Origin of the sequence: Lactococcus allomyrinae (assembly GCF_003627095.1) — a bacterium.
Lineage (GTDB): Bacteria > Bacillota > Bacilli > Lactobacillales > Streptococcaceae > Lactococcus > Lactococcus allomyrinae.
This window is the reverse complement of record NZ_CP032627.1, coordinates 81,763-108,025: the sequence shown is the minus strand read 5'-3', so window position 1 is coordinate 108,025 and position 26,263 is coordinate 81,763. Positions and strand designations below refer to the sequence as shown.

At 37.4% G+C, this 26,263-nt stretch carries 21 protein-coding genes and 2 tRNA genes; 2 read left to right on the top strand and 21 right to left on the bottom strand.

Annotation, left to right across the window (positions count from 1 at the left end; genetic code table 11):
* Positions 1-303 precede the first annotated feature (303 nt).
* The 17 genes from eno to D7I46_RS00510 all read right to left on the bottom strand — a co-directional run bounded on the left by eno (position 304) and on the right by D7I46_RS00510 (position 19,368).
* The gene (gene eno / locus D7I46_RS00595; RefSeq protein WP_057720322.1) at positions 304-1,605 is read right to left on the bottom strand and encodes a surface-displayed alpha-enolase; all 1,302 of its coding nucleotides are present in this window, start codon (positions 1,603-1,605) and stop codon (positions 304-306) included.
* Between the two features lie 245 nt (positions 1,606-1,850).
* Positions 1,851-2,408, bottom strand: coding sequence for a ribosome hibernation-promoting factor, HPF/YfiA family (gene hpf, locus D7I46_RS00590; RefSeq protein WP_120771107.1), 558 nt, complete (start codon positions 2,406-2,408; stop codon positions 1,851-1,853).
* A 147-nt stretch (positions 2,409-2,555) separates the two neighbouring features.
* On the bottom strand, positions 2,556-5,006 hold the full coding sequence (locus D7I46_RS00585) for an ATP-dependent Clp protease ATP-binding subunit (protein ID WP_120771106.1): 2,451 nt from the start codon (positions 5,004-5,006) through the stop codon (positions 2,556-2,558).
* The gene (locus D7I46_RS00580) at positions 4,996-5,448 is read right to left on the bottom strand and encodes a CtsR family transcriptional regulator (RefSeq protein WP_120773240.1); all 453 of its coding nucleotides are present in this window, start codon (positions 5,446-5,448) and stop codon (positions 4,996-4,998) included. Before D7I46_RS00580 ends, D7I46_RS00585 begins: the two co-directional genes overlap by 11 nt.
* A 494-nt stretch (positions 5,449-5,942) precedes the next feature.
* Positions 5,943-6,413: a transcription elongation factor GreA gene (gene greA / locus D7I46_RS00575; protein WP_120771105.1), complete on the bottom strand. Its 471-nt coding sequence runs from the start codon at positions 6,411-6,413 to the stop codon at positions 5,943-5,945.
* 111 nt (positions 6,414-6,524) lie between these two features.
* Positions 6,525-8,138, bottom strand: coding sequence for an endolytic transglycosylase MltG (gene mltG, locus D7I46_RS00570; RefSeq protein WP_120771104.1), 1,614 nt, complete (start codon positions 8,136-8,138; stop codon positions 6,525-6,527).
* 525 nt (positions 8,139-8,663) lie between these two features.
* Positions 8,664-9,224 (bottom strand): DNA-directed RNA polymerase subunit delta, encoded by a 561-nt coding sequence (rpoE, locus tag D7I46_RS00565; RefSeq protein WP_120771103.1) that lies wholly within the window; start codon positions 9,222-9,224, stop codon positions 8,664-8,666.
* A gap of 460 nt (positions 9,225-9,684) precedes the next feature.
* The gene (locus tag D7I46_RS00555) at positions 9,685-10,197 is read right to left on the bottom strand and encodes an adenine phosphoribosyltransferase (RefSeq protein WP_120771101.1); all 513 of its coding nucleotides are present in this window, start codon (positions 10,195-10,197) and stop codon (positions 9,685-9,687) included.
* Positions 10,198-10,265: 68 nt separating this feature from the next.
* The gene (gene recJ, locus D7I46_RS00550) at positions 10,266-12,482 is read right to left on the bottom strand and encodes a single-stranded-DNA-specific exonuclease RecJ (protein WP_120771100.1); all 2,217 of its coding nucleotides are present in this window, start codon (positions 12,480-12,482) and stop codon (positions 10,266-10,268) included.
* A 589-nt stretch (positions 12,483-13,071) separates the two neighbouring features.
* On the bottom strand, positions 13,072-13,767 hold the full coding sequence (locus D7I46_RS00545; protein ID WP_120771099.1) for an SDR family NAD(P)-dependent oxidoreductase: 696 nt from the start codon (positions 13,765-13,767) through the stop codon (positions 13,072-13,074).
* Entirely contained in the window at positions 13,760-14,683 is a 924-nt protein-coding gene (gene rnz / locus D7I46_RS00540) for a ribonuclease Z (RefSeq protein WP_120771098.1), read from the bottom strand. Before rnz ends, D7I46_RS00545 begins: the two co-directional genes overlap by 8 nt.
* 293 nt (positions 14,684-14,976) lie before the next feature.
* A tRNA-Lys gene (locus D7I46_RS00535) sits at positions 14,977-15,049 on the bottom strand.
* Positions 15,050-15,346: 297 nt separating this feature from the next.
* A tRNA-Arg gene (locus D7I46_RS00530) sits at positions 15,347-15,418 on the bottom strand.
* 191 nt (positions 15,419-15,609) lie between these two features.
* A complete protein-coding gene (locus D7I46_RS00525) occupies positions 15,610-16,503 on the bottom strand; it encodes an SPFH domain-containing protein (protein WP_120771097.1) in 894 nt (297 codons plus the stop codon).
* A 249-nt stretch (positions 16,504-16,752) separates the two neighbouring features.
* Entirely contained in the window at positions 16,753-17,421 is a 669-nt protein-coding gene (locus D7I46_RS00520) for a hypothetical protein (protein WP_120771096.1), read from the bottom strand.
* A gap of 106 nt (positions 17,422-17,527) precedes the next feature.
* Entirely contained in the window at positions 17,528-18,415 is an 888-nt protein-coding gene (miaA, locus tag D7I46_RS00515; RefSeq protein WP_120771095.1) for a tRNA (adenosine(37)-N6)-dimethylallyltransferase MiaA, read from the bottom strand.
* Positions 18,416-18,702: 287 nt separating this feature from the next.
* Positions 18,703-19,368, bottom strand: a complete 666-nt coding sequence (locus D7I46_RS00510) for a YitT family protein (RefSeq protein ID WP_120771094.1) — start codon at positions 19,366-19,368, stop codon at positions 18,703-18,705.
* A 218-nt stretch (positions 19,369-19,586) separates the two neighbouring features.
* Here D7I46_RS00510 and D7I46_RS00505 point away from each other — a divergent pair, with 218 nt between their 5' ends.
* Both D7I46_RS00505 and D7I46_RS00500 read left to right on the top strand, forming a co-directional pair.
* Complete coding sequence (locus tag D7I46_RS00505; RefSeq protein ID WP_120771093.1) at positions 19,587-19,763, top strand: DUF3042 family protein; 177 nt, start codon at positions 19,587-19,589, stop codon at positions 19,761-19,763.
* Positions 19,764-19,784: 21 nt separating this feature from the next.
* Positions 19,785-19,958, top strand: coding sequence for a DUF3042 family protein (locus tag D7I46_RS00500; RefSeq protein ID WP_120771092.1), 174 nt, complete (start codon positions 19,785-19,787; stop codon positions 19,956-19,958).
* 506 nt (positions 19,959-20,464) lie between these two features.
* Here the strand turns inward: D7I46_RS00500 and D7I46_RS00495 are convergent.
* From D7I46_RS00495 to thiD, 4 genes are all read right to left on the bottom strand, one after another.
* Positions 20,465-22,474, bottom strand: a complete 2,010-nt coding sequence (locus tag D7I46_RS00495) for a KUP/HAK/KT family potassium transporter (protein WP_120771091.1) — start codon at positions 22,472-22,474, stop codon at positions 20,465-20,467.
* Positions 22,475-22,676: 202 nt separating this feature from the next.
* Positions 22,677-24,686 carry a KUP/HAK/KT family potassium transporter gene (locus tag D7I46_RS00490; protein ID WP_120771090.1) on the bottom strand — a complete coding sequence of 670 codons (2,010 nt, stop codon included), beginning with the start codon at positions 24,684-24,686 and terminating at the stop codon, positions 22,677-22,679.
* A 135-nt stretch (positions 24,687-24,821) separates the two neighbouring features.
* Positions 24,822-25,469 (bottom strand): thiamine phosphate synthase, encoded by a 648-nt coding sequence (gene thiE, locus D7I46_RS00485; RefSeq protein ID WP_120771089.1) that lies wholly within the window; start codon positions 25,467-25,469, stop codon positions 24,822-24,824.
* Positions 25,462-26,262: a bifunctional hydroxymethylpyrimidine kinase/phosphomethylpyrimidine kinase gene (thiD, locus tag D7I46_RS00480; RefSeq protein WP_120771088.1), complete on the bottom strand. Its 801-nt coding sequence runs from the start codon at positions 26,260-26,262 to the stop codon at positions 25,462-25,464. The genes thiE and thiD overlap by 8 nt, the downstream gene beginning before the upstream one ends.
* Position 26,263: the final 1 nt, after the last annotated feature.

The following is a 26,263-nucleotide window of genomic DNA, read 5'->3' as shown; positions in this document are numbered from 1 at the left end:
AAAATCCTCTTACTTTCACTGACGTTGATTCTAGAAACAAACTATCAAACTGTCCACGAAGCAATTGTAAATTCGGATAAAATAATTCTTTTCAAATCAAGTACCTTTGATACTTACTTGCTGGACCTGTATCATACCTAGGCGCAATTCCAACAATGATTTCTTGTCATCTTTCTGTTAAGACTATGGATATATTGACTTTTCATTATACGTGATAAATCTGGTCTCCCACTATTATTGATTGCTCTAAATATCTTGGACAAAAAAAGCTCTCCCTAAGGAGAGTTTTTAACATTTCACATCTTATTTTTTAAGGTTGTAGAATGCTTTAAGACCTTTGTATTGAGCAACTTCAGCCAATTGGTCTTCGATACGAAGCAATTGGTTGTATTTAGCCATACGGTCTGTACGTGAGAGTGAACCAGTTTTGATTTGACCAGCATTTGTTGCAACAGCGATATCTGAGATTGTTGAATCTTCAGTTTCACCTGAACGGTGAGATACGATTGCTGTGAACCCAGCTTCTTTAGCCATTTCAATAGCTTCGAAAGTTTCTGTCAAAGTACCGATTTGGTTAACTTTAATCAAGATAGCATTTGAAGCATTTTCACGGATACCACGTTCAAGGTATTTAGTGTTTGTAACGAAGAAGTCGTCACCAACAAGTTGAACTTTTTTACCAAGACGTTCTGTGAGGAGTTTCCATCCATCCCAGTCGTTTTCGTCCATACCATCTTCAATTGTGATGATTGGATATTTAGAAACAAGTTCTTCAAGGTAGTCAACTTGTTCAGCAGCTGAAAGTTTTTTACCGCCTTCACCTTCGAATTTAGTATAGTCGTAAACACCATTTTCGTAGAATTCTGATGATGCACAGTCGAAACCAATCATAACGCCATCTTCACCAGCTTTGTAACCAGCTGCTTCGATTGCTTTAAGGATAGTTTCTACACCATCTTCAGTTCCGTCGAATTTAGGAGCGAATCCACCTTCATCACCGACAGCTGTTTCAAGTCCACGAGCTTTAAGAATTTTCTTAAGAGCGTGGAAGATTTCAGCACCCCAACGAAGCGCTTCTTTGAATGTAGGTGCACCAACTGGTACGATCATGAATTCTTGGAAAGCGATTGGAGCATCTGAGTGAGAACCACCATTGATGATGTTCATCATTGGAGTTGGCAATACTTTAGCGTTGAATCCACCAAGGTAGTTGTAAAGTGGAACACCAAGTTCATCAGCAGCAGCGCGAGCAGCAGCGATAGAAACACCAAGGATAGCGTTAGCTCCCAATTTACCTTTGTTTTCTGTACCGTCAAGAGCAATCATTGCACGGTCAATAGCTTGTTGGTCTGTAACTTCATAACCGATGATAGCTTCAGCGATGATGTTGTTTACATTGTCAACAGCTTTTTGAGTACCAAGTCCGTTGTAGCGAGATTTGTCGCCATCACGAAGTTCAACCGCTTCGTGTTCACCAGTAGAAGCACCTGAAGGTACCATACCACGACCGAATGCACCGTCTTCAGTGTAAACTTCAACTTCAAGTGTTGGGTTACCGCGTGAGTCAAGGACTTCGCGAGCATAAATATCAGTAATAATTGACATTTTAGTCTCCTTATTATTTTTAAGTGCTAAGCACTCTTAATACATCTCTGATTTTACTATTTTTCTTCTAAATTTTCAAGTGAAAATCTTAGCAAAGCTAAATTTCACAAGGTTTTACGCTTACATTTTCATTCTATTCTTTTTCTAAAATTTTACCTCTTTTTTATTTAATTTATCTTAAAAATGCTTATTATATTTATCAAAAAATATGACAAAAAGACTAGGAAATCCTAGCCCTTTTATCCTTATTCTGTTTCAATTAAGCCAAAACGACCATCTGTACGACGATAAACGACATGAGTTTCATTAGTGTCTGCATCAGTAAACACATAGAAATCATGACCCAACATATCCATTTGCAGTGCTGCTTCTTCAGCATCCATTGGTTTCAAAGCGACATGTTTTGTACGAACAATGCTGATGCTATCATCTTTTACTTCATCCGCTTGGTCAAGCGGAGCAAACTCATCTGCAAAAACTTGCCCTGTTGGTTTAGCATTGCGAGGTTTACGATTCATTCGAGTTTTGTATTTACGAATTTGACGTTCAAGTTTTTCTTCAACAAAATCAATTGATGCATACATATCTTGTGATGTATCTTCTGCACGTAATGTTACATTCTTAGCAGGAAGCGTCACTTCAACTTTTGCACGTTTTTCAGTGTAAATTTTCAGATTTACATAGGCTGTCACTTCATGACCATCGTTGAAGTATTTGTTGAGTTTTCCAATTTTATCTTCAACATAAGCGCGGATTGCATCGGTAACTTCGACGTTTTCGCCACGGATATTGAATTTGATCATAAGAGTACCTCTTTAACGGACTTCAAGCACATTCAAGCTTTTTTCTAGAGTATATTTAGCACTCTCTTAGAGAAGACTTTTCTGTTGCTTGCAGAACCGTCCTTTCCTTTATTTCTAATGTAATTATAACATGAAACTGCTTACACCTCAAATAATATGAGTGATTTTAATCTTTTTATTAGCCACACCGATAGAAATACTATCGCCAGACTTGATTTCTCCTGTCAGAAGTTGTTCACTCAAAACATCTTCTACTTCGCGTTGGAGCGCTTTACGCAAAGGACGAGCCCCATATTCAGGGTCAAATCCAACTTCTGCAATCAGTTTTGCTGCTGCTGATGTGAGTTTAATGTGAACTTTTTGCTCTGACAGTCGTTTGATGAGAGATTTACTCATAATTTTTACTATCTGTTCAATTTCATGGGTAGCAAGTGGGTGGAAGACGATTGTTTCATCAATTCGATTGAGAAACTCTGGACGATAGTGGCGTTTTAATTCTTCGAGAATCCGTGCTTTCATTGCTTTATAATCAGCGGAGATATCTTTTGCTCCAAATCCAACGGTTTTATCGTCACGTAATGCTGTTGCCCCAAGGTTCGAAGTCATGATGATAATTGTGTTTCTAAAGTCAACTTTTCTTCCTTTTGTATCTGTGACAAATCCATCATCAAGAATTTGCAACATAATATTGAAGACATCTGGATGAGCTTTTTCAACCTCATCAAGTAAAATCACAGAGTACGGTTTATTGCGGACACGCTCTGTTAGTTGCCCACCTTCATCATATCCAACATATCCTGGAGGTGCTCCAATCAAACGAGAAGTTGAGTGTTTTTCCATGTATTCACTCATATCCACGCGAATCATGCTATCCTCACTTCCAAAGACACTGTCAGCTAGTGCTTTTGCAAGTTCTGTCTTACCAACACCTGTTGGACCGAGAAACATAAAGGATCCCATTGGTCTTCGGCTATCTGAGACACCTGATCTTGCTCGTCTAATTGCTCTTGATACTGCTGAAATCGCTTCTTCTTGTCCAACAACTCGTTTATGAAGTTCTTGCTCAAGTTTAATCAGGCGTTCACTTTCAGATTTTGTCATTTGAGTGATTGGAACTCCTGTCAGTGTTGAAGCAACAGCAATGACAGCTTTATCAGTGACTTCTTGTTTTTTGTCAGTGCTGACAGAAAATTTATTAATCTTGTCAGCAATCTTTTGAACAACTTTTTCTTTTTCTCGTGACGCTTTCACATCAAGTTGAATGACTGATTCTGCTAATTCTTTTTTGGCTTCTGTCAGTTCTTTTTCGAGTTCTAAGCGTTTCGTTTGTTGATTTTTTACAGAAATTTTTACTGATGCCGCCGCCTCATCGAGTAAGTCAATAGCTTTGTCAGGTAATTTTCTATTTGTCATGTAACGAACACTCAAAGTCACAGCACTTTTGATGGCTTCGTCAGTAAATGCAACCCTATGGTAATCTTCAAATTTTTCTTTCAAGCCTTGAAGGATAGAAATAGCTTCGTCAGTTGTTGGTTCTTCAACATTTATCCTAGCAAGGCGACGTTCCAATGCTTCATCTTTTTCAATATATTTTTGATATTCATGATAAGTTGTTGCACCTATCATTTGAAAATCACCTCGCGCAAGTGCTGGTTTCAAAATATTTGCCGCATCATTGACTGAATCCATGCCACCACCTGCACCGATAATTGTATGAAGTTCATCAATGAAAATAATAACATCTGGGTCGCTACTTACTTCTTCTACAATTGCTGTCAAACGGTCTTCAAATTCTCCTCGAAATTTTGTACCAGCAACAACAGTCGCCATATTTAATGCCATAATCCGACTATTCATCAGTCCAACTGGAACATCTCCTGTTACAATACGTTGAGCCAGACCTTCAATAATCGCTGATTTACCTACTCCAGGTTCTCCAACAAGCACAGGATTATTTTTCGTCCGTCGACTTAATATATGAATCAAACGTTCGACTTCAGCCTCACGACCAATCATTGGGTCAAGCTTTCCTTCGCGTGCAGATTCTGTCAAATCAGAAGAAACTGAGTCCAGAGTTGGTGTTGTGGACGTCGCTGAAACTCGTTTAGCAAGGTTTCTCTTAGACATTGGTGTGACTGTTTTCCTAGCTTCGGGTATCTTTAGACCCGTCCGCTTTTCTAACTCTTTTCTGACAGATACGATATTCACTTTTTGCAATTTCAACAGTTGCAATGCAAAACCATCCTCAATTTGTAAAAGAGCATAAAGAAGGTGTTCTGTGCCTACAACCTTAGCTCCATTGTGTATCGCTAAAAGTCCCGCCAATTGAATAATTTCTTCTGCTCTAGGAGAAAATCTTAACTTTTCACGTTTAACAACAACATGGCTAGATAAATCTTCCACATCAATCAATAAATCTGAGGAATCAACTTTCATTCCGGCAAGTACACTAAAAGCAATCGAGCCAGCAGTCGTTGTCATTGCTGCTAAAATATGAGCACTTTCAATTGCACCATACTGATAATAGTAAGCATACTCTGCTGCCTTATCAAGTATTTGCTCTACAGTAGTTGTGTATTCTATATTTTCAAATTTCATCATCACGGTCCAATCTGTTTATTATACTTTTCATCATCGTTCCACGCGTAAATGGGCTGATATTTCCGTCAGTAATGACAAGTAATAGTAAGTTTCCTTCTCGTTCTGTCAGTACCTTTTCATCAAAAAGATGCTGAATGACATCATGAGCCGCCTTTACTGACAGATTTGATGGAATCTTCTGATAGAGTGCTGTCAAAAATTCATGCCGTGCCGAATAGTGGTATTTTACAATTTTGATGTAGCCTCCACCACCACGTTTTGACTCAACATCAAAACCTTTTGACGCTGTAAATCGTGTCTTAATGACATAATTTATCTGGCTAGGAACAACATCAAACTGATTTGCCAAATCAGCGCGCTTTATTTCTATTTCCTGTGCTTCTTCAAGTAACCGTCTAAGATAGGCTTCAATGATATCCGATGTGTTTTGAGTAGACATTTTTTCCATCCTTTCCTATTCTTTTCGTATTTGATATTCGTCCAGCCTTGACAAGCATTCAAAGTTGAATGAATACATTCGTACAATTATCATTTTATTATTTCAGTAATTTTCTATAATTAATCCGTTGTGAAAAACAGCCATGAGTTAACATTACTCCGCAACTGTATGGAGCATAAAATCCTGCTAGATTTTAAAATAGAATGAGTGTATATTAAATCATTTATCCTTACAATTTCTTTTATTAGGGAAAAACTTTAGCAAAGTCGGATAATCTAAAATATAATCTTTGACTATTACTGACTATTATACCTAAAATTTAGGAATTTTACCAAAAGAAGCAATTTGCAAGGAACTGACAAACTGACAGAAATTCTGTCAGTAAACAAAAAAGCTATCAGTGATAGCTTTTAATGATTAATTTTTTACTTTATTAACTGACAGTTATAATTTTAGTTTTTTCACTATTAGTACAACCAAAGATTTTCCCAATATCAATCAACGCTGACAATTTTTACTGTCATTTCGCCAACAGGTAAAGGAACATTGACTGTGTCACCCACTTTTTTACCAATAAGGACACGTGCAATAGGTGATTCATTTGAAATTTTACCAGTAAATGGGTCTGCTTCAGCAGTACCTACGATTTGATAAGACTCTTCGTCAGTTTCACCTTCTTCGACAAAAGTTACTCTTTTACCTAATGCCACTTCGTCTTTAGCTATTTTAGCGTTGTCTACAATTTCCGCATAACGAATCATTGTTTCAACTGTAGAAATACGTCCTTCTATGAAAGCTTGTTCATCTTTTGCAGCTTCATATTCTGAGTTTTCAGAAAGGTCACCATAACTACGTGCTACCTTGATACGATCAATCACTTCTGGGCGTTTTACGAGCTTAAGATTTTCAAGTTCAGCTTTTAATTTATCAAGACCTTCTTGGGTCATTGGGAATGTTTTTTCCATTTTTATTTTTCCTTTTTTTATAAACTTTATCCAGAGATGCACTCCCGGTTAAAACAATTTTTCTACTTTCCTCTCATTCAAGTGAGATACTATTATAGAAAAATCATTGCTTTATTTCAATTTATCATTAACATAAGTTTGAACATTTGCATTTTGTTCTTCTAATGTATTAGCAAAATAGACTTTGCCTGTTGTCACATCGGCAACAAAATAAAGATAATCATTTTGAGCAGGTTGAAGTACCGCTTTGATTGAGGATAGACTTGGACTATCAATTGGACCAGGTCCCGTTCCTTGATTCGCATACAAATTGTATGGAGAATCAAGATTTGTATCAATCGTTGCATCTTGCTTCAATGTTGTTTTAGCTCCCAACTGTCCTTCAGCATAGAGAACCGAAGAGTTGGAATCTAAAGTCATTCCCTGATTCATTCGATTATAGAATGTACCAGCAACTTGCCTACGGTCATCATCGTTGTTCGCTTCTTTTTCAACTAAAGCCGCTAAACTCAAAGTTTCATTGACCGTCATTCCTTGCGTAGCAATCGTGCCATAATAGGGTGTCAACTGCGTATTCATCGCCGAAATCATCCCCTCAATCATCGTTTCAACAGTTGATGATTTTGTATATTCATAAGTTGCAGGGAATAAATAGCCCTCCAGTTGATATTTCACTCCTGAACTTTTATCAGGTAAATTGGCAAAGAGTTTTGGATATGCTTTGACCATTTTTGCAATAAAAACAGGGTCTTGTACGGTCTTCATGAAATCAGCCGTCGAAAATGGGGTCTTACCATCTTTGGAATCAGCATTAACCGTGATTCCTTTAGAAATCTGCTCTAGGGTATATCCCTCTGGAATAGTCACTTTTCCTAGCGTTGGAGCAACTGGTTTTGGTGTGCCTCCCTCTTCTAATTTTGAGGCAATAGCAGATAACTCCATGTCGGGCGAGAGATTGTAGTAACCGCTCTTAAAGTCTGTATAGTTTTTAAATTTAGTATAGTATTGGAAAATCATCCCATTTTTTATGATGGATTGTTTTTGCAAAATATCACCAATTTGTTTACTACTTGCACCTTCTGGAATATTGACAGCCTTCACCACATGATTTTTACTGTCTAAAGGTTGCACACCTGCTTTAATAAAGTTATAACCATACCAACCCGTCCCAGCAGCAGCTAAAATCAAAAGTAAAACAATCACAGCGATGATTCGCCCTGCGGTTACCTTTTTCTTCTTTTTAGCACCACGTTTTTTCTTCTTAGAAGGTTTGCGCTTCGGCGGTCGGTTTGCTTGTTTTGGATTTGAAATAACTTCCTCCTTGCCAGACTCCTTTTGATATCGATTTTGATTTCTAGAAAATTGTGAGTAATCTGATTGCTCTTGAGTTTCTTCCAAAGCAAGCGCTTCTAATTTCTCACGTAAAGAGCCTGTTTCCTGAGAAACTGTTGTTTTTTCCTCAGATTCTTCTTCCCAGTCATCATCATCCTTAGGAAAATCAAAAGCAGGTAAGTTATAAGGTTCAAACTCAACCTTCCTCTTTTCAAATGTAGAAGATGATTCTTTTTGATTTAATGTTCTAAAATCTGATTTTGGACGCTCAAAATAGCTCTCATTAGAATCAGGTTCTTCATGAGATTGCTGTGTTGCATTTTCTTCAAGCTGACGCAAAATTTTTTCTTTAAAACTCTCTCGAGAAAATTCTGTTGTGTCTTTATCCACCAAATCTACTCTCCTTATAAGGCCCAAGGGTACAAATTCAAAGAGAATCTACCTTTGCTCATTTGGGATTATTTATTTTTACTCAAATATTGAAATGACTATGTCACCAATAAAAAAACTCTATTAAACTTCATTTAACTCTAATCCCTATCATCAAGTAACTCGAGTTATTCGAGATTAAGAGGTAAGCTATACTAGTTCCACTTTAAATTACCACAGATGTCCATTCGCCCTATCTTCACTTTACTCGACTTCTGATTTCAATAAGCCACGAAAATGGCAAGTTCCAAATTGTAATCTGCTAAAGAGCAAGCCGAAGTGACTAGTGATAACTACGCTTGACATACTATGTTTCTTCGTTATGAAGTTGCACAAAGCAACTTCAATTTGTTGTTGGCTTTTACAGCGGGTTAGCCATAGTATAAGTTAAAAATTCGCTTTTTCTAATTGTAACCATTATCTTGATGTTTTACAAATGATAAGCAAATATTCATAAAAGTGAGGTTAGACACCTCACTTTTATGCATTTTAGTCTTCATCAGTATCGTCTGAGTCGTCGTCGTCATCATCAACATCGAGTTCGACATCTTCATCTACATTATCAAGTTCAACTTCAGCAAGTTCGGCATCATAAGCAGCGACATCATCTTTGTCTTCATCTTCGGCTTCAGCATCGTAAGACATATCATCATCTGTTTCTTTGTTGCCTTCTTCATCTTCTGGATCAATCTCATCTTCAATACCAAAGACATTAACTTTGCTGCGTTTTTTCACTGGTTTTTCTTCTTCGTCATCTTCGATTTCATCAAGAGCAATGACTTCCTCATCAATTTCATCAATTGCATACCAAGAACGAAGTGCCCAAATATTATTTCCTAGCGGAATGAAGCTTCCATCTGTATTAATTTCTGTATAAAAACGTGAAATACTAGCTTTGATTTCGTCGTCTGATTTTCCTAAATAGGCTTGAATTGTCTTTACAATCTCGGCAAATGGCATTTCTTTGCCATTTTGCTCCAAAAGTGCATGAGCGACTTCAATCATTGAAAGTTCTGATATTTGTTGTCCTTCTAAGGCTGTAATCTTCAAGTTTCTGCTCTCTTTTCATTTAAGATGTGAATCCGACTGTTTAGAAATGATGAAAAATAGGAAATCACGCAAAGAAGTAAAACTTCTCAAAGAGATTTATCTTTTTTCATTCATTTCTAGGAGGACGAACTCAATTTTAAGATATCCAAGACGCTAAATTGTTCAAAATTTATATCTACAACTCAACAAGCGACTCGAACTCAGTTATAAGATGTGAGTTTAACAATTAGTGGATGATAAAAATAAATCTTCAAGATGTGAACTCATTTTATCATTTCAAAACAATCAAACTCTATTGGCTGAATTTTCTTTTTATAGTTTATATCAAATTTGAGTTGCTGTCAATATTTTACCTTCTTTTACGCGAAAAAATTTCTGTCAGTACTTACGACTTTCTCCATAAGTTAAGAAAAAATCTTGCTAACAGAATTTTTGAGATGATGATTACTGACAGAAAAAACTAGTAATGCATCAGCACTTTATAATCGTAATCTCCAATTTTTTCACGCCCTTTGAGTTCATCAAGCTCAATGAGAAAGGCACAACCAACGACAACACCACCCATTTTTTCAACAAGTTCAATCGTTGCGCCGATTGTTCCTCCTGTTGCAAGCAGGTCATCAACAATCAGAACACGTTGACCAGATTTGATACTGTCAGCATGCATGGTCAATGTATCAGTACCATATTCTTTTTCGTAAGTGGCTGAAACGACTTCACGAGGCAGTTTTCCAGGTTTACGAACTGGCGCAAAACCAACACCAAGCGCGAAAGCCACCGGACAGCCAATAATGAAACCACGTGCTTCTGGTCCCACAACCATATCAATTTCCTTATCACGCGCATACTGAACAATCTCAGTCGCTGCGTAATTGTAGGCATTTCCGTCAGCCATCAGCGGACTGATATCACGAAAGACAATGCCTTCTTTTGGATAATTTTCAATTGTTGCAATGTAATCTTTTAATTCCATTTTTGTTAGTGCTGACAGTTTTCTGTCAGTTTTCCTTTTCTTCAAACTTTCTATAAGTAAGAAAGTTTTTATTTTTCTGTTAGTTTTTGATAAATTTCTTTGACTGGCGCAAGCGCAAAAAGCTCTTGCCACTTAACCGTTTCCTGAAGTTCTTGATAAATCTTACTTTCGGAAATTTCACGTTTTGCTGCGTTCTTTTCCACAGTCATTAAGCCGTTGTCAATTTTGACAAAACCAAGCTCCTCGAAAATTTGAATCATCTTAACTAGTAAAAGCTCTGGAATTTTCAAATAATCAGCTAAGTTTCGCAGCTTATATCGTACATCGAATTCGGGAAACTGATAAATTGCTTTATACAACTTTGCAAATTGCTCTCGCGTTCCACTACCAGTAAGATAGTAATTTTTATCAATCTTGTTTTTGAAATAAATCAACTTGTTTCCTGCTGACAAGGCTTCCGTCAGTGCTGACAGACCTGTGTGAGAACTTGGAACCTCGTCTACAACAAGCACGTCTTCCATTATACCATGTTTTAACTCATTTTTTGCAAAAATTTTTGTGTTTTCTGGAAAATTAATTTGCTTACTCCGAATGTCAAGAAGCTCTATTCCAACGGCTTGGGCGTCTTCAACCATGAGTTGTACGGTCGTGTTTCCGTTCCAACTATTACTTGATAGCATCACAGCTAGTTTTGTTTCAGCTTGCTCAAATTCTAATTCTTCTGCGCCATGTCCAAAGTAAACTGCATCAATTTGCGCTTTATTTTGCTCGATTTTAAGCTTAAGATGGCTGTTGTCTTTACCCATGCTACGACTTTGAGTTACTTTATAATTTTCCACGAGGAAGCGAGGTTTAGGGTTATTCATACCAAATGGAGCAAGTGCCTCCAAATTATTTATAGTACTCAATGAGAGACGATCCAATTCACAAGTTCCCGAAAGTTCAAGCACCGTTTTTCCAGACATATCAATGTTATTGTCCATGATAAAGTCGATCATTACTTGCTCAAGCTTCTCAACATTTTCGATAGAGAGCGTCATGCCAGCCGCTTGTTTATGTCCACCAAAAGCGATAAATAACTCCCGATGTGAATCCAGTGCTTTAAAAATATCGAAAGCTTCAATCGAGCGTGCAGAGCCACGTAAAATCCCATCTTCTTCTGCTAGCATAATGATAGGCTTATGGATTTTCTCCAAAAGTCTGCCCGCGACAATGCCGAGAACACCCTTATGCCAATTTTCATGATAGAGAATTTGAACAGGGTCATCAGTCAACATTTCCGATGCTTCCTGATAGATTTTATCCACAATTGATTTGCGCTCATTATTTTTTTCATCAATCATCTGCGCAATGGATGTCGCCGCTTCTTCATCCCAGCCAGTAAGTAGCTCAATAGCAGGATTAGGGTCATCTAAGCGCCCAAGCGCATTAAGGCGCGGTGCAATTTGGAAACCAACAGTTTCCTCAGTAATTTTTCCAAAATCGCAGCCAGCAATCTTCATCAGTTCTTGTAGACCTGCACGTTCGGTTCTAGCAAGTTCTTTTAGACCATGTGCAACTAAAATCCGATTTTCATCAGTCAAGCTGACCATATCAGCGATTGTACCAATAGCAACCAAATCTAACATTTCACTTGGAATATATTCCAAAAGCGCACAGGCGACTTTGAAAGCAACCCCAACCCCCGCTAGATACTTGAATGGATAAACACTATCAGGATGCTCTGGATGCACAATCGCATAAGCATTTGGCAAAGTTTCTGGCATACTATGATGATCTGTGACAATCACGTCAACATCATGATTTTGGGCCCATTCAATCGCATCAAAACCTGCAACGCCATTATCCACAGTAATAATCAAATCAATAGATTCATTGTTGATAAAATATTGATAAACATCAAGATTGGGGCCATATCCGTCTGTAAAACGATTAGGCAGATAAACTTGAACCTCTGCGCCCAGTTCATCAAGCGCTGTTTTCATAACTGAACTTGCTGTCATTCCGTCAGCATCATAATCCCCATAAATCAGGATATTTTCACCATTTTCTACTGCTGACAGAATTCTGTCAGTAGCTTTTTTCATGTCATGAAGTAAAAATGGGTCATGAAGTTCTTCCAAACTTGGACGCAAAAAATTCTCTATCGTATCAGCATCCCGAATGCCCCTACTGTAGAGAATATTGCTTGTCAGCTCATCTAATTTATATTTTTTTGTTAATTTTTTGAATTCTTCTGGAAGCACTGTTTCAGTGATTTTCCATGTATATTTTGATTGAATCATTTAAACACCTCTGTTTAAATTTATCGAAGCAAGTGCGTGCTAATACTCCGAGCTCTAGGGCAAAGATAAAGCAGCACTAAGCCTTGAATTTCATCCGACTACCATAGGGCATTGGCGCTTTTAGCGCCTAGGCTCCTTGGACAAAGTGACCTCATATCTCTGATGCGAGGTTGTACTTTAAATTCAGTGCCACTGAATAAGTCTTGACTTCATTACCCAGCTGTCTCTTAGTTTAGTAGCAATACCTTTTGCTCCTGGAACTTTAGTTCCTAGCTTCGCATGACCCCTTGGTTGTAAATGAGCAAAGCTCATAGCGCCAAATGGCAAGCAAACGGACAGCGTAGCGAACACTCTTTCTCCTTGTTGCTTTAACAAGTGGAGACCGCAGAACGGCGCTCGGAGCATCTGCCCTGACTCTGACCTGCTAAATTGCAAAGCAATATCAATTTGGTGTTAATTTTTATAACGAATAAGCTGTAGTATAAACACAAAGCGAACTCCCGAACAACTCCTTCATTTTAACACAAATAACAACAAAAGAAAATCTGATTGTTTCACTTTCATTTGACTACTCAAACCAATAATTTTTTCATTTAAAATCAAAAAATTTTACTGACAGAAAGTCTGTCAGTGTGGGAAATAAAACTCTAAACTTACTGACAACCGTTAATTGCCAAGGTAAGTTAATTTCTCGCTTAGTTTTACCAAGACTCTTCACAATCTTGCGAGCAACTTTTTCAGCAGAAATCGCATTTTTCCCCACTTTTTCAAGATAAGTCTTATTATTCTTGTGAAATTTTGTTTTAACAGGTCCAGTATTGACGGTTGTCACAATAAGTTCTGGTCTTTCCATCCTCAAAACGTCTGACACCACAATCAACGCTGCTTTTGAAGCCGCATAAATACTTGATTTGGCAGTTGGAAGTTTACCTGCACTTGAAGCAATATTGACAATTTGAAGCTTAGGATTCACTTGCCGAATCAGCTGAATCGGAAACAGTGTGTTAATTACAAATTGTTCTGTAACTTCTGCATCTGTCAGCTCTGACAGAGTTTTAAAAACACCAAATCCTGCATTATTAATCAAAATATCAACACTGACAGAAATTCCATCAGCAAGTACTTGTTCATTTGTCAACAAAGTTACATTTGACAAATATCCATAAAGTTCTGTCAGTGCTGACAGACTCCGAGAAACCAGAATCAACTGTTCCTGCGCTAAAAGCTTGACGATTTCTTGCGCAATATCACCTGTCGCCCCAGTAATCAATATGTTTCTAGTCAATTTTCTCCTCATAAAAATCTTTAACAACAAAACTATTCTTATGTACTGCCTGAGCCTCACCTGCAAGTTGTCCGACTTTTGGTCCTACATAGCGTGCGCTAATATGAGTTAGCAAAAGTCTTTTTACCCCCGCTTCTTTAGCAACTTCTGCCGCCTGCTTTGATGTAGAATGACCATGCGCTCGCGCCATTTTACTCTCAACTGCTTCATAAGTCGCTTCATGAACGAGCAAATCAGCCCCCCAAGCCAAACGCACAGCAGCATTTGATTTTCTCGTATCGCCTAAAATCGTTACCACTTTTCCGATTTTTTCGGCTCCAATATAGTCATCCGGATTAAATATTCTTCCTTCAAATTCAACAATTTCACCTTGCTTAATTTTGCCAAAAAGTGGTCCAAAAGGTAGTCCTGCGGCAAGCAGAGCTGGCGCATCTAACTCACCAACTCGATTTTTCTCAACCACGCGGTAGCCTAAGCAAAAAATCGTATGATCCAAAAGCTCTGTATAAACTTCAAAACTCTCATCTTCAAAAATCTTCCCTGCCTCATCATATTCATGAAAATAAATCTGATAGCCAAGTCTTGAACCAGAAAGTCTGAGACTCGTTAACACAAAATCCTTAATCCCTCTAGGACCATAAATATCAAGATTCGTCTGTTCTTCAGCAGATTGAAAACTACGGCTGGACAAAAATCCTGGTAAACCAAAAATATGATCACCATGCAGATGTGTAATAAAAATTTTGCTAATCTTTCGCGGACGAATTGCTGTATTCAAAATCTGATGTTGCGTTGCTTCTCCACAGTCAAACAGCCATATTTCATTACGTTCATCAAGCATTTTTAAGGCAATTGCCTGCGTATTGCGAGATTTTGACGGTTGCCCAGCACCCGTTCCTAAAAATTGAATCTCCATGATTCCTCCACTTAATATCGCTCATTCATCATAAAACCAATGTTAAATCTAATTTTCCAGAATGAATTTTTAACTTAGCAAGTGCGTGCTAATTCCCCCACCTCTATAAGGTGGCGAGATAAGCAGCACTAAGCTCTGCTTTCGTTCTACTAACATTGGTGGGGGAGAAAGAATCTCCCACCAATGAAGTAATCACTTTAACATCAGTTTAATATAGAGCATTTCACTCTTTTCCAAAATACAAACAAGAAAAATTGTGAGTCTCCCCACAATTTTCTCACTGAATCAATTAGTGACCCGTGCTGGGCTCGAACCAGCGACCCTTTGATTAAAAGTCAAATGCTCTACCAACTGAGCTAACGAGTCTTAATAAATATGTGCTACCTCAGTTGGTAGCAAGGAAACAAACTACGTTTGCTTTATCCACTTACCTTGAAGCAGTGCCTCAAGCCAACTGAGCTAACGAGTCTTAATAAATATGTACTACCTCAGTTGGTAGCAAGGAAACAAACTACGTTTGCTTTATCCACTTACCTTGAAGCAGTGCCTCAAGCCAACTGAGCTAACGAGTCTTAATAAATATGTGCTACCTCAGTTGGTAGCAAGGAAACAAACTACGTTTGCTTTATCCTGTATTTTAGGAAAAACACAATAATATTGCAATGCGTCCGGAGGGAATCGAACCCCCATCTCAAGAACCGGAATCTTACGTGATATCCATTACACTACGGACGCGGACATGGTTTCCCAACCCTTTTATTTTACCTGAATTACCCTAAAAATGCAAGAACAAGCCTAACATTTTGCCAAAGAAAAAAAGTAATCAAACACTCTGAACTGTAGCCATTCAATCAAGCTACAACCAGAGTAAACACACTACAACTTTCATGTAGAGTGCCATTCGATTACTTCTAATCCAATTTCTCTTATTTTGCTTTTAAGGCAGATATAATCTGTGTCCGAATATCCTCAGAACCCGCAGCACCAGCTGGTAGGAAAATCGTTGAATTGCCATGCTCAGCAAATTGATTAAGCGTATCGAGGTACTGATTGACAATCAAGACGGACATGATTTGTTCTTCTGAGAGATTCACTCCTGTATTTTTCATCTCAGCAATTTGTTGCGCCAAACCATCAATGATTGCTTTACGTTGTCCCGCGATACCTACCCCACGCAAACGATCTTTTTCTGCATCCGCTTCAGCTGCTGTGACAATCTTGATTTTGTCGGCGTTAGCAAGCATTTGAGCTGCATCACGTTTCCGTTGAGCCGCATTAATTTCGTTCATAGATTGCTTAACTTCTAAGTCAGGCTCAACTCTCGTAATCAATGTTTTAACAATAATATAGCCATAAGTTTCCATTTCTTCCGCTACTTGATGCTGTACTTCAAGTGCTATCTCATCCTTTTTCTCAAAAAGTTCATCCAAAGTCAGCTTTGGCACAGCAGATCGGAGAGCATCTTCAATATAAGACTTGATTTGTTCTCCAGGATTCATGAGTTTATAATAAGCATCCTTGATGCTATTTTCATTTACACGATATTGTGTTGCAATATTCATCGTAACAAAGACATTATCACTTGTTTTTGTTTCAACAGTCATTTCATTTTGCAAGAGACGGAGTTGAATTCGAGCTGCAATACGGTCAATTCCCCAAGGCAATTTTAAATGAAAACCAGGTCCAGCTGTAAATTGATATTTCCCAAAACGTTCCACAATAGCAACAGTTTGTTGTTTTACCACAAAAACCAATGTGCTCAAACTTAGAATCAAAATCAACAAAATAACTGCCAAAATAATCAGCGGAATAATAAACATAAAAGTTCCTCCTTTTTATCTGGTAATCTCATCATATCATAGGATATGGCAAAATCCGACGCACCAAGTCTCTTACAAGTCCCAATCACTAGCCTTTAACAGACTTCCACCCCAACTGCGTTAAACTGACAAAATAGTCAGTAATCGTTTCCATAAATATAACATTTCTCTAAGAAAAAATCAAAATTTTATGACAATTTTGTAATAGAAAAGCTATCAGTATACTGACAGCTTTTAGTTCACTATTTTTTAGAAACCTTTAGAAATATAAAGATTAAATTTTTGATGACCATATTGCAAAAGAAGCGGTTTAAAATAACCAATTTTCTCTGCTGACTCAAGCAAATCATCAATATTATATCCTGACAAACGCATAAAATCATCATTTTCTGACAGAGTCGTCAGTACAGTTTCATCTCTGACAAATTCAAATTCCGTAGAAAAAACAGCAGGTTTCATCAAAATTTTTCCATCAATTTCCTGTAAAAGATAATGTGGAAAAATCTGTGCAATTTCAAAAATTAATTCTGATGTAATTTTTACTGGAAATTCGCTGAACACCACAGCTTCTTCTTGATTATTTTTATAGCAAAATCCAAACGACTTACCAGAAAGGTTCAAGCGTACAAAACGAAAATTTTCAGCTCCCGCCTTTCCTTCCAATCGAAAGTCAGGATCATCCTGAAAAATATCCAGCGCACATGAAAGTTCAAAGAAATAATCTGTCGCATCCTTAGGAGAACGTTTCTGATAAAGTTCGGCAAAATAAGCATTTAACACTGATGCAGGTGGCGTCGAAAGTAGTCGCTTATCAGTCATCTTTGTAAGTAGTGACAGCCGATTCTCTAAAAAAATGCGGTCTTGAGCCATATAACCTCCATATTTCATTGCTAAATCTATCCATTTTTTGTCATTCATTTCTCATATTCCTCTAAATTTATCAAATTATCTTACTGACAATTTTCTGTCAGTACGCTGACAGCCCTGTCATCATCCTTTATTATAACATTTTTCAAAAAGTCCTTCAGTTCAAAAAATCAGCCACTTTTTCAAAGACATTCTCAGGATAATTTTCCTCAAAAACATCAAAAAACTCAATTGCCATCCGATTTTTAAACCATGTCAATTGACGTTTAGCATAGCGTCTCGAATTTCTTTTGACTAGCTCGACTGCCTCTTCTAAACCCATTTCTCCAGCAAAATAAGGGAAAAATTCTTTATAACCAATCCCTTTTGCAGCCTGAACTTCTGGATAATCCTCAAATAAATGACGTGCCTCATTAAGCACACCCGCATTTATCATGCAATCCACACGTTGATTTATCCGTTGATAAAGCACACTCCGATCTGCATTTAAACCAATCAAGCAAAAATCATAAACTGGTGCTACATTTTTTTCTTTACTTGCACCAAATTTTTCCAATTCTAACGCACGAATTGCACGCCTACGATTCATTTCAGGAATTCGCAACCCATTTTTCTTAATTTTGGCAAACAATTCTTCGTCTGTCAGTACTGACAAATGCTCACGAAGTTCCATCATTGCTTCATGATTTTCTTGTCCTCCAAGATGATAGCCCTCTACCAGTGCTTGAATATAAAGTCCCGTTCCGCCAACAATGATAGGAACTTTCTCCTCTTTCAAGAGCTGTGCAATCTTCTGATTGGCCGCAACAACAAAATCATGAGCAGAAAAATTTTCTGTTAAATCACGAATATCAATCAAATGATGTCTCGCTAACCGCTGTTCATCACGTGTTGCTTTTGCAGTGCCAATATCTAGTCCTCGATAAACTTGTTGCGAATCTCCAGAAATAATCTCACCATTCATCTTTTTCGCAAGTTGAATCCCCAGCAACGTTTTTCCTACCGCCGTAGGTCCTACAATAACTAAAACTTTATTTTTCATCACTCTATTATTAAATTCTCACTTTTATATCTAATCCTATTTACCACTCAACACATTAAAATATTAGGATGAAGCAAACTAATTTTTTGTCAATTCGTCAACTTTTACAATCACTAGACTTTATTATTTCAGATTTCGACAATAAATTCAAACATCCTATCAAAAAAGCAATTGAACCATGTTCAATCACTTTACATTTTTTATCAAAATCAGTTTCCGCCTCTTAGTCAGAGGATAAAGTAACACTATCTCCACTATACAACACTACCTTATTCTTTTTCCATTAACCTTCAAGCCGCAAAAACTTTTTTGTAAACTTTTTTACCCTTTAAAACCAATCCTTTACGATATTCAGGACGCCCTACAATTAAGGTCACCTTGCTAAATATATAGCAAGATAATAAAGTCACCGCAAAATTAGGAAGCGCAAGATAAGTCAAAAGTGATAGTCCCAGTACAACAACATCCACCATAAACAACACCTTATCAATCTTAAAATTCCATTGTTCTTCCAAAATTCGACTCAGCAAAATTGAACCGCCAAATGTCCCTTCAGAAATAATAACTAATCCTGCACCAATCCCCGAGAGAATTCCATCACTTATTCCAGCAAAAATAATATGCGAAAACTCAATTCCAGAAACACCTAAAGCCTCATATAAAAGCAACCACAAACTCATTGACAAAGCCCCAGGAATACTTAATAACAACACCCGCGGTGCAAGTAAACGCCATCCAAAAAGAAAAAGCGGAATATTAACAAGAAAAAAAGTTAAGGCAGGATTGACACCAAAAACAAAGTCCATCAATACAGAGACTCCAGCTACACCATTACTCGCCAAAAAATTGGGAATAACGAACATCTGAACAGATAAAACATAAAGTCCCACACCCATGATCAGAATAAATAAGTCCTTCATAAACTTTTTGTCAATCTTTACACCAGTAATTGTCATCGCAGTTTCTACCTTCTTTCTTTTTTATGAATTTATTGTTTTTTACCAACTCCCTCCATCGTACCACACCAAGCCCATCTGAACCTTAACCAGTTAATTTTTATTGAAAGCTCATCAATCTCATTTTTTCATCATATTATTATCCATTTTAAAATCTTTAGCTTATAATAATAATATAACAAAATATAAATTATAAGAAACAAACAGAAAGGAACTTTATGAATAAGTTACTCAAAGGCTATCTCATTGGAAAAGCCATCGAAATCACTATCGCAGGAACCACTCTTCTCGTCGCAAAACACAAAGGTTATCTTCCAGAAATGTCACAAGTTTCAGCAGATATTCCAAATATGGAAAGACATAAAAAAGCGATTCGAAAAAGGCTTGCACGTTAAACAAAATTTGGAGGAACTATTATGCACAATAAATCATTCATCACAGGTTTCGTCGCAGGAAAAGCATTCACGCTTATCGCTCTTACCGCTGGCGCACTCTGTATAAAATCCCAAGTCATCAATCCAATCAAAGAGAAAAAACAAATGATTGACAATGGGCGTAAAAGAGCTGCCAGAAAACGTATTGCTCCTTAAAAACAATCATTTTTACAGGAAATTATTAATACTGTTCAACTTTTAAGCGTGTCATTTAAAAGTTATCTCTGTTTCGCTCCGCTGTCCATATCCCAAGTGTCCATTCGCTCTATCTTCACTTCGTTACGCTGTCGATTTTACTATCTACGCAACTTCGTTGCTTCGCTGTCCACGCTCGCTATGGGTGCTACGTGCTTCGCACGCTGTTCTGCGAACGGTCTATGCAACCGCTGTCCGTTTGCTTAGCTGCAAAAGCAGCAAGAGCAAAAGGCAAAGCACCTAGTCGCAGTAGCAACTGACTAAAGTCGGAAAGCGAAATAGCTCTTGCTACGCAAGTAGACTTGCTAGTCGAATCACAAGGCAGTATATCTGCAGTTCATCTAATAATTTTCTAATAAAACTTAAAGATGAACTAGTATAAACGAACCTTTTTAAAGAAGCGTTCCACAAAAATGCTAATTCCCAAATAAAATAAAAAGAGCTTATCGCTCTTTTTATTTATAGACTCATTGAGTCGGCTCAGTCTCTGTTTGCTCTAGGCGTTCATGAATTTCTAGATTACGAACATCTGATAGAACCAATGGCACAGTTTCCACCGTTACCTCAGAAAACTGAAGACCGAACCAACGTACTGGTGAAGCTGTAATTTTTTTAATTTGTGCTTTAGTTTGAAGTACAAATCGTTCAAAACCAGGCATTTGCCGCGCATTCATCAATTTTTCTTCTACCACGACAAAACGGAAATCTCCGACTTTTCGACCTGGTGTAATACTATAATGCTGATGTTGCTGTGGCAAGCGACCCGACTCCATTAAGTCAGTCACAATAGTCCGCAAATAGCGTGGTACTTCTTGACGCATACGGAAACCTAAATACAAATTAACCCGAACGATAAAGTCCGTCCCCAACATATCGACTTTATACTCAGAAGTATAAGGCTCATCAGTAACCTTCACATTAACAAACCAATAAACTTCTGCTCGTTTTGGACGTTTATCCAAAATTGAATATAAGATTGAACGGTCAATCCATTCATGGTCCATTCGACTTGTCAAATAAACCACATTAGTCTGATAAAGGTCATAAGATTCATCATGACGTAGCGTATTTAGTTGCTTTTTATAATCATTGATATTCAGTGATTTAATGTATTTCAGAACAATTTTATGGGATTTACTCCAAATAAACATCACAAAAATGATAAGCAGAGCAATCAGTACAACAATATATGCACCATGAATAAATTGAACTAAAGAAGCCGCGAAGAACGAACCTTCAATAACAAACAGAACCACTGCCACAAGGGCAACAGCAATTTTAGGTATTCCTTTTTGAATTAAGAAATAAGTCAAAAGAGTTGTAGTCATCAACATAGTGATTGTAATAGCAAGGCTATAAGCCGCTTCCATATGTTCAGAAGTTCTAAAATACAGCACAAAAAATGATGTTGTTACCCACAAAGCAAGATTAATTGCAGGAATATAGAGTTGTCCTAGTGTTTGTCCTGGATAATAAATTTTAAGTAAAGGCAACAATTTCAAACGAATAGCTTCTGAAACTAACGTAAATGAACCAGAAATCAAAGCTTGAGAAGCAATAATCGCAGCAAGTGTTGCTAGTATAACAGCATAAACAACCAAAGGTTGTGGCAAAATAGCAAAGAAAGGATTTAACTGCTCATAACTTTCGCCACGGTGCGCAAGAAGCCAAGCCCCCTGTCCACAATAAGATAAGATAATACATACCTTAACAAAAGGCCAACTGAAATAGATATTTCCACGACCAACGTGCCCCAAGTCTGAATACAGCGCTTCAGCCCCCGTAGTAACCAAGAAAATAGAACCAAGAATAAAGAAACCAGCTTTATTTTCAGGGCTGAGTAACAAATGAATCGCATAATAAGGATTTACTGCTTTTAAAATAGATAAATCCAAAAATGAGTTAAGAAGTCCACTTACACCAAGAAAACCAAACCACAAAAGCATGATTGGTCCAAACAAACGCCCCACAAGACTTGTCCCAAATCTCTGAATCAAGAACAAAAAAGCAAGGATAATCATTGTTGTGATGATAACCGCTGTTTGGTCTGAATAAATATGAGTAAGACTAGGCACTCCTCGTAATCCTTCAATCGCAGAAGTAACTGTTACAGCAGGAGTCAGTGCTCCATCGGCTAACAACGTAGCACCACCAATCATTGCAGGAATAACTAACCATTTTCTCATGCGATGCACAAGAGTAAAAAGTGAGAAAATCCCTCCCTCATGATGATTGTCCGCTTTCAAAGCCACAAGTACGTATTTAACCGTAGTAATCATCGTCAATGTCCAAATAACAAGTGAAACTGCACCCAGAACAAAGTTTTGAGATATATTTTCCAATCCCCCTTGTCCTCTGACAATTGCTTGCATGGCATAAAGAGGGCTTGTCCCAATATCACCATAGACAATACCTAATGCAATAATAAAGCCAGCTGCACTCGCTTTATTAAACGACTTATTGCGTGGATGACTCAATTCTTAATTTCCTCAACTTTCTTACATTACAAATAGTAACTAACTAATAGTGAATTTATTTATCCCCTTTAGCTAACCATATTATATCAGAAAGCCTCTTATTTTTGCAGTTTGAACTTAAGCTCATCATTTATTTCAAAGAACTGTGCATAAATCTGCACAGTTCTTTCATTTATCATTTAAGACTTCATCAAAAACTCTATTAATCATTTTCTGGCACTTGGGGAATAATACGTTCAATAATCTCCAAATTACGTACATCCGATAAGACCAGCGGTACTTTCTCAATAGAAACTTCGGAAAATTGCAGTCCAAACCAGCGTACAGGCGATGCCGTGACATTCTTTATTGTGGATTTTGTTCTTAGTACAAAGCGGTCAAAATCTGACATTTGACGTGCATTAGTCATCCTTTCTTCAATAACTACAAAACGAAAATCTCCCACTCTCCGTCCTTTAGTAATGGAGTATTTCTGATTTTGTTCGGGTAAACGTCCAGATTTCATCAGATTTGTCACAATTGTACGCAAATATCGTGGCACTTCTTGACGTTGTCGAAATCCAAGATAAAGATTAACTTTGACAATATAGTCAGTATCTAGCATATCTACCTCATACTCTGCAGTCCAAGGTTCATCCGTTACATTTACATGAACAAACCAATAAACCTCTGCTCGTTTCGGACGTTTATCCAAGATTGAGTACAAAATTGAACGGTCAATCATCTCTCCATCCATCCGATTCGTCAAATAAACCACATTCGTTTGATAGAGATCATATGATTCATCATCCCGCAATGACTTTATTTGCTGTTTATAGTCATTAATATTAAGCGATTTGATATACTTAAACACAATTTCATTTGCCTTGTGCCAGATAGACATAACAAACAGAATCATAACTGCAAATATAACAACAACATATCCTCCATGCAAGAACTTCACTGCAGAAGCGATAAAGAACATTCCTTCGATGAGAACAAAAGAAACAAAGAACAAAATGGCAATCGACCGTCTTGCTAACTGGTGAGAAAGATAGAAGGTCAATAATATTGTAGTCATTAACATTGTGACTGTAATAGCCAGTCCGTAAGCTGCTTCCATATGGGCTGATGTACGGAAATATAATACAATGAAACTAGAGGCCATCCACAAAGCCAAATTAACACCTGGAATATATAACTGCCCTAAAGTTTGACCCGGATAATAAATTTTAAGCATTGGCAATATTTTTAAACGAATCGCTTCTGAAACTAATGTGAATGAGCCAGAGATCAAGGCTTGAGATGCAATAATTGCTGCAAATGTAGCCAATATAACTGCGAAAATCATAATATGATGTGGTAATACTGCAAAGAAAGGATTCACATCTCCTAATGACTCCCCTCTATTTTTTAATAACCAAGCTGCCTGACCACAGTAACTCAAGATAATACAAACTTTAACAAATGGCCAACTAACATAGATATTCCCACGTCCAACATGACCTAAATCAGAATACAGGGCCTCTGCACCAGTTGTTGCAAGAAAAACTGAACCAAGAATAAACACTCCTGATTTATTTTCTGGACTAAAGAGAAGGTGAATTGCCCAATACGGATTAATAGCTTGCAAAATGGAGAAATCATTAAACAAATTGATTAAGCCAGTAACACCAAGAAAGCTAAACCATGCAAACATAACAGGGCCGAACACGCGCCCTACAATCGCTGTACCAAAACGTTGAATTAAAAATAAAATAGCTAAAATAATCAGCGTTATAATAATAATTGGCGTTTGTTGTCCTTTGAAAACATCTTGGAAAGCTGGAATTGCCCTCAAACCTTCAACTGCTGAGGTAACTGTTACTGCTGGCGTTAATGCTCCATCGGAAAGTAATGTTGCCCCACCAATCATTGCAGGAATAATCAACCACTTAGCATACTTACGAACTAAGGTAAATAATGAGAAAATTCCGCCTTCATGATTATTATCAGCTCTAAGTGCTACTAGTACATACTTTATCGTTGTGATGAGTGTCAGCGTCCAAATAATCAGGGAAATTACACCAACAATAAACGATTTGGAAATATTCTCAAGTCCACCTTGACTTTCGACAATAGACTGCATCGTGTATAAGGGACTCGTCCCAATATCGCCATAAACAATCCCTAGAGCAATAATAAAGCCAGCTGTGGTTGCTTTGTTAAACGACCTATTGTGTGCTTGATTCACTTGAGTTTCCTCAACTTTCTTCAGTAAAAAAGGAATAAGCTAAAATGATTTTGACGTCATTTTAGCTTATTGACATTATATCAGAAAATAATCAGATCGGACTGAAAAATCCTGTGAAAACGTTTAGTTATCCTATTAGTGGGCTTTAAATGTATCTAGCACTGTTTTCGCCACTGTATCAGGATGATTTGAACCCGTTAAAAGAGAAATTACTGCTATACCATCAATCCCTATGTGAACAAGCTCTGGTAAGACTGATAACCCAATACCTCCTATCCCCACAATTGGAAGATGGTTTTGAGGCATCATTTTTCCTAATTCTTGCACACCAATGGGATGAGTTGCATCTGTCTTGGTTAATGTTGGGTAAACTGGTCCAACTCCTAAGTAATCTGCTTGACTCTCTTGAGCTTTGGCCAACTCTGTAGCATTATTGACTGAAAGTCCAATAATCATTGAACGCCCAACTTTTTGTCTTGCATCACTCAATTTTTCATCATTTTGTCCTAAATGAACTCCATCAGCTTTTAGTGTTATTGCCAAACCAACATCATCATTTACTATGAAAGGAATTCCAAGTTTTCTTGCTGTGTCTCTCAGGCTTTGGGCTAATTCTAGGCGCTGTCTATCATTTTGATAAACTGTACCTTTATCTCTAAATTGATAAGCAGTTACACCACTTTTCATGATTAAAACAATTTTTTCTTGCGCTTCCCAGATAGATAATCCTGGAAAATTTTGTGGTCCCGCAATGAAATAGCATCTTAAAAATTCTTTATTCATCTGTGTTCACCCAATGATTCAGTGGACCATGCCCATGTCCTACATGAATCGTTTCCTTAATCGTAGCCAGAATAAAGGCTTTTGCCTTGGGCATTATCTCAATCAATGTCTCTCCTTGGGCAAGGTGAGCTGTAATATAAGACGACAAAGTATCTCCTGTACCATGCGTTCGGCTTGTCATTATTCTTTTTGAATCATAATGACTTATTTTTCCATCTCCTGTCAGTAAAACATCTGACACAACTTCACTGTCTGTATGTCCTCCTTTGATTAGTACATTTTTAGCGCCCATCCTCTGTAAATTTTTTAAAGCGCAAATAAGTGCTTGGCGATTTTCAATCTTATAGCCAACCATTACTTCAGCTTCTTCTATATTTGGAATGATGACCTCTGCCAAAGGAAGCAACTCCTTTTTGATGAGCTCTATTGCATCATTAGATAATAATCTTGCTCCTCCTTTTGCTATCATTACAGGATCAACGATGAGATGATTGACTTTGTATTTTTTCAGTCCCTCAATAACTGCTTCAACTTGAGCTTTACCGAACAATGCTCCCGTTTTCGCTGCAGAAATCTCTAGATCAGAGAATACAGAATCAAATTGTGAAAGAATAAATTCTGGATGGCTAGGAGCAATATTTTGCACACCATAGGTATTTTGTGCCGTCAGTCCTGTGACAATTGTCGCAGCATAAACTTTTTGATTATGAAATGTTTTAGTATCTGCATTAATACCAGCGCCACCGCTCGAATCAATCCCTGCGATTGTCACTACTTGTGGTACTTCTATCATT

Coding starts and splice junctions, on each gene's coding strand:
- rnz (WP_120771098.1), bottom strand. CDS start 14,683: ATGGAGATTCAATTTTTAGGAACGGGTGCTGGGCAACCGTCAAAATCT.
- D7I46_RS00510 (WP_120771094.1), bottom strand. CDS start 19,368: ATGACAATTACTGGTGTAAAGATTGACAAAAAGTTTATGAAGGACTTA.
- D7I46_RS00580 (WP_120773240.1), bottom strand. CDS start 5,448: ATGTCTACTCAAAACACATCGGATATCATTGAAGCCTATCTTAGACGG.
- D7I46_RS00585 (WP_120771106.1), bottom strand. CDS start 5,006: ATGAAATTTGAAAATATAGAATACACAACTACTGTAGAGCAAATACTT.
- D7I46_RS00525 (WP_120771097.1), bottom strand. CDS start 16,503: ATGTTTATTATTCCGCTGATTATTTTGGCAGTTATTTTGTTGATTTTG.
- D7I46_RS00555 (WP_120771101.1), bottom strand. CDS start 10,197: ATGGAATTAAAAGATTACATTGCAACAATTGAAAATTATCCAAAAGAA.
- thiE (WP_120771089.1), bottom strand. CDS start 25,469: ATGAATAAAGAATTTTTAAGATGCTATTTCATTGCGGGACCACAAAAT.
- D7I46_RS00500 (WP_120771092.1), top strand. CDS start 19,785: ATGCACAATAAATCATTCATCACAGGTTTCGTCGCAGGAAAAGCATTC.
- D7I46_RS00520 (WP_120771096.1), bottom strand. CDS start 17,421: ATGAATGACAAAAAATGGATAGATTTAGCAATGAAATATGGAGGTTAT.
- greA (WP_120771105.1), bottom strand. CDS start 6,413: ATGGAAAAAACATTCCCAATGACCCAAGAAGGTCTTGATAAATTAAAA.
- eno (WP_057720322.1), bottom strand. CDS start 1,605: ATGTCAATTATTACTGATATTTATGCTCGCGAAGTCCTTGACTCACGC.
- hpf (WP_120771107.1), bottom strand. CDS start 2,408: ATGATCAAATTCAATATCCGTGGCGAAAACGTCGAAGTTACCGATGCA.
- recJ (WP_120771100.1), bottom strand. CDS start 12,482: ATGATTCAATCAAAATATACATGGAAAATCACTGAAACAGTGCTTCCA.
- D7I46_RS00505 (WP_120771093.1), top strand. CDS start 19,587: ATGAATAAGTTACTCAAAGGCTATCTCATTGGAAAAGCCATCGAAATC.
- thiD (WP_120771088.1), bottom strand. CDS start 26,262: ATGATAGAAGTACCACAAGTAGTGACAATCGCAGGGATTGATTCGAGC.